Consider the following 3,141-nt stretch of genomic DNA (forward strand, 5'->3'; position numbering starts at 1 on the left):
ACCAGGGCTGTCGCGGCGTGCCGGGCGTCAGCCGCTGACGGAGGCCAGGTAGGCGTTCGCCTTGTCCGGGTCGAAGAAGAAGTTCTCGAAGTCCGCAGGGTCGTTGAAACCGTTGGCGAACCGGTCGGCGACCGGCGGGAGCTGACCGGCGGCACCGATCAGGTTGAGCACGTGCTCCGGCGGCGGGGCCAGCATGGCGTTGGTCCACTTCGTGACGTGCTGGGCGGTCGCCCAGTAGCGGTCGAAGGTGGCCCGCATCCAGTCGTCGTCGAACGGCTTGTCGCCGTGCTCGACGATGGCCGCCAGGTAGGCGGCGGCGCACTTGGAGGCCGAGTTGGAACCCTGGCCGGTGATCGGGTCGTTGGCCACGACCACGTCGGCGACGCCGAGCACCGAGCCGCCGCCGGGCAGCCGGCCGATCGGGTTGCGGACGGTGGGCGCGTACCGGCCGGAGAGGGTGCCGCCCGCGTCGGTGAGCTCCACGTTGGTGGCGCGCGCGTACTCCCAGGGAGTGAAGCGCTCCATCAGCTCCAGGGTGAGCGCCAGGTGCTCGGACGGGTCCTTGACGCCCCGGAAGACGTCCAGCGGGCCGCCGGGCACGCCCTCCCAGAAGAGGATGTCGGCGCGGCCGGAGACGGTGTACGTCGGCATGATGAACAGCTCGCCGACGCCCGGCACCAGGTTGCAGCGGACCGCGTCGAACTCCGGGTGCTCGGGACGCGGGCCCAGGCCGTGGACGTAGGCCACCGCCAGCGCGCGCTGCGGCTCGGTGTAGGGCGAGCGGGAGGCGTCCCGTTCGAACATGGAGACCAGCTCGCCCTTGCCGGCCGAGACCAGGACCAGGTCGTAGGTACGGGAGAAGTAGTCGAGGTCGGAGACGGCCGCGCCGTGGATGACGAGCTGGCCGCCGCGCTGGGCGAAGGTCTCCATCCAGCCCGCCATCTTGACCCGCTGGTCCACGGACTGGGCGTGGCCGTCGAGCCTGCCCACCCAGTCGACGACGCGCTGCGACTCGGGGCCGGCGACCGAGACGCCGAGGCCCTCGATCTTCGGCGCCTGGGACTCCCAGAAGTTCAGCTGGAGGTCCCGCTCGTGCTGGAGGGCGGTGTGGAACATGCACTGCGTCGACATGACGCGGCCGGAGCGGATCTCGTCCGCGGTCCGGTTGGACATCAGGGTGACCTCGTAGCCGTGCTGCTGCAGGCCGAGGGCGAGCTGGAGACCGGACTGACCGGCTCCGACGACGAGTATCTTCCGCATGCGGAATGTCTCCTACTCAGGACGCTGCGACGCGCCTGGTTGATCGGATCTGACAGGCGGGCCTTATTCGGGGAGAGCCTCGAGCGCGTGGCCCACGAGGCCCAGCAGGGTCTCGATCACCGAGATCCGGCTGCGCGCGTCCATGATCATGACAGGCACGGCCGGAGGTATGGAGAGCGCCTCCCGGACGTCGTCGGGTTCGAACCGCTCGCTGCCGTCGAAGTGGTTGACGGCCACCACGTAGGGCAGCCCGCAGCTCTCGAAGTAGTCCAGCGCGGGCCAGCAGTCCTTGAGCCGGCGGGTGTCCGCCAGCACCACGGCGCCGACCGCACCGCGGGCGAGGTCGTCCCACATGAACCAGAAACGCTGCTGGCCGGGGGTGCCGAAGAGGTAGAGGACCAGGTCGTCGTCGAGGGTGATGCGGCCGAAGTCCATCGCCACCGTGGTGGTGGTCTTGCCCGGTGTGGCGGTGATGTCGTCGGTGCCGACGCTGGCCTCGGTCATCAAGGCCTCGGTCTCCAGCGGCTGGATCTCCGAGACCGCGCCGACCATGGTCGTCTTGCCGACGCCGAACCCTCCGGCCACCAGGATCTTGGTGGCCACCGGGGCCCGGTTCCGGTCGGTCTGCCAGGGCCGGAGGTCCTCCTCCTCGGCCGCCTCGACGGCGTCGGAGACGGTGGGGTTCACGACGTCAGAGACGGCGAAGGCCATGGAGCACCCTTTCGAGCAGTGCGCGGTCGGGTCGGCCGGAGGCGTGTCCGGACCCGTACACGCGGATCTTTCCCTGGTCCGCGAGGTCGCTCAGCAGTACGCGGACGACACCCAGCGGCATCTTGAGCAGCGCGGCGATCTCCGCCACCGTGCGCATCCGGCGGCAGAGCTCGACGATGGCGCGCATCTCCGGCATCACCCGGCCGACGAGCGAGCCGTTCGGCAGCTCCTTGCGCTCCGGGGGCGCGTCCAGCGCCGCGACGAACGTCTCCACCAGCAGCACGTGGCCGAAGCGGGTCCGGCCGCCGGTGAGCGAATAGGGCCGCACGCGGGCGGGCTTGCGGTTCTCCCCGCCGCGCACCGGAAGCTTGGGGGCACTCATCGTCCGCTCCTCACGGGGCCGGCCTTGCGTTCCAGCGAGTCGCGCAGCTCACTGCGGAGTTCGGGGGTCAGCACATGTCCGGCGCGGCCCACGAAGAGCGCCATGTGGTAGGCGATCACGCTCATGTCGCAGTCGGGCGAGGCGTGCGCGCCCAGGAGCGAGCCGTCGCTGATCGCGGTCACGAAGAGGCTCCCCTCCTCCATGGCGACCATGGTCTGGCGGACTCCCCCGAAGTCCAGCAGCTTGGACGCGCCGACCGTGAGGCTGCCGATGCCGGACACCACGGTCGCCAGGTCGGCGGCGGATCCCCGCGGACCGGCGGGGGCCTTGGCCTCCTTCCGTTCCGCGGCGGTGTGGTCGGCCGGGTCGGAGGAGAGCAGGAGCAGCCCGTCGGAGGAGACGACCGCCACCGACAGGAGTCCGGGCACCTCCTCGACGAGGTTGGTCAACAACCAGTGCAGGTTGCGAGCCTCACTGCTCAGTCCGACGGTGCTGGGCGCGGTCAACTGCTTGCCTCCTCGACGGTGCCCCCCATGGCCTGCTCTGCTGCGGTCCCCTGACGCGGGCGAGGCGCGTCGGCGTCCTCGTCGTCCCGGTCCCCCCGCGTGCCCGGCGCCCCCTGAGCGCCCGGCTCCCCGTTCTTCGCGGCCAGTTCGGCCTCGATGTCGCGGCGGCCGGCCTGCGAGCCCTGACGGAACCCGCCCAGCCTGCGCCGCAGCGCCTCGGCGTCCACCCCGCCGGTGCGCGGACGCGGAGCCGGGGCCGACACCACCTTGGGCGTGCGCTTG

Annotated in this window: 5 protein-coding genes; all 5 read right to left on the bottom strand. The window is 71.2% G+C overall.

The features are described 5' to 3' along the window. Nucleotides 1-27 precede the first annotated feature (27 nt). Nucleotides 28-1,260 (bottom strand): styrene monooxygenase/indole monooxygenase family protein, encoded by a 1,233-nt coding sequence (locus tag HW445_RS24160; protein ID WP_180223056.1) that lies wholly within the window; start codon nt 1,258-1,260, stop codon nt 28-30. Between the two features lie 63 nt (nt 1,261-1,323). After that, nucleotides 1,324-1,971, bottom strand: coding sequence for an ATP/GTP-binding protein (locus HW445_RS24165; RefSeq protein ID WP_180223057.1), 648 nt, complete (start codon nt 1,969-1,971; stop codon nt 1,324-1,326). After that, entirely contained in the window at nt 1,952-2,353 is a 402-nt protein-coding gene (locus HW445_RS24170; RefSeq protein WP_180223058.1) for a DUF742 domain-containing protein, read from the bottom strand. The genes HW445_RS24165 and HW445_RS24170 overlap by 20 nt, the downstream gene beginning before the upstream one ends. Continuing rightward, entirely contained in the window at nt 2,350-2,859 is a 510-nt protein-coding gene (locus tag HW445_RS24175; protein WP_180223059.1) for a roadblock/LC7 domain-containing protein, read from the bottom strand. The genes HW445_RS24170 and HW445_RS24175 overlap by 4 nt, the downstream gene beginning before the upstream one ends. Beyond that, on the bottom strand, nt 2,856-3,141 hold a 286-nt coding region (locus HW445_RS24180; RefSeq protein WP_180223060.1), incomplete at its 5' end, for a hypothetical protein. The genes HW445_RS24175 and HW445_RS24180, both read right to left, overlap by 4 nt.

It is taken from the genome of Streptomyces sp. UH6, from assembly GCF_013421635.1.
Taxonomy (GTDB): domain Bacteria; phylum Actinomycetota; class Actinomycetes; order Streptomycetales; family Streptomycetaceae; genus Streptomyces; species Streptomyces abyssomicinicus.

Coding starts and splice junctions, on each gene's coding strand:
- HW445_RS24165 (WP_180223057.1), bottom strand. CDS start 1,971: ATGGCCTTCGCCGTCTCTGACGTCGTGAACCCCACCGTCTCCGACGCC.
- HW445_RS24170 (WP_180223058.1), bottom strand. CDS start 2,353: ATGAGTGCCCCCAAGCTTCCGGTGCGCGGCGGGGAGAACCGCAAGCCC.
- HW445_RS24160 (WP_180223056.1), bottom strand. CDS start 1,260: ATGCGGAAGATACTCGTCGTCGGAGCCGGTCAGTCCGGTCTCCAGCTC.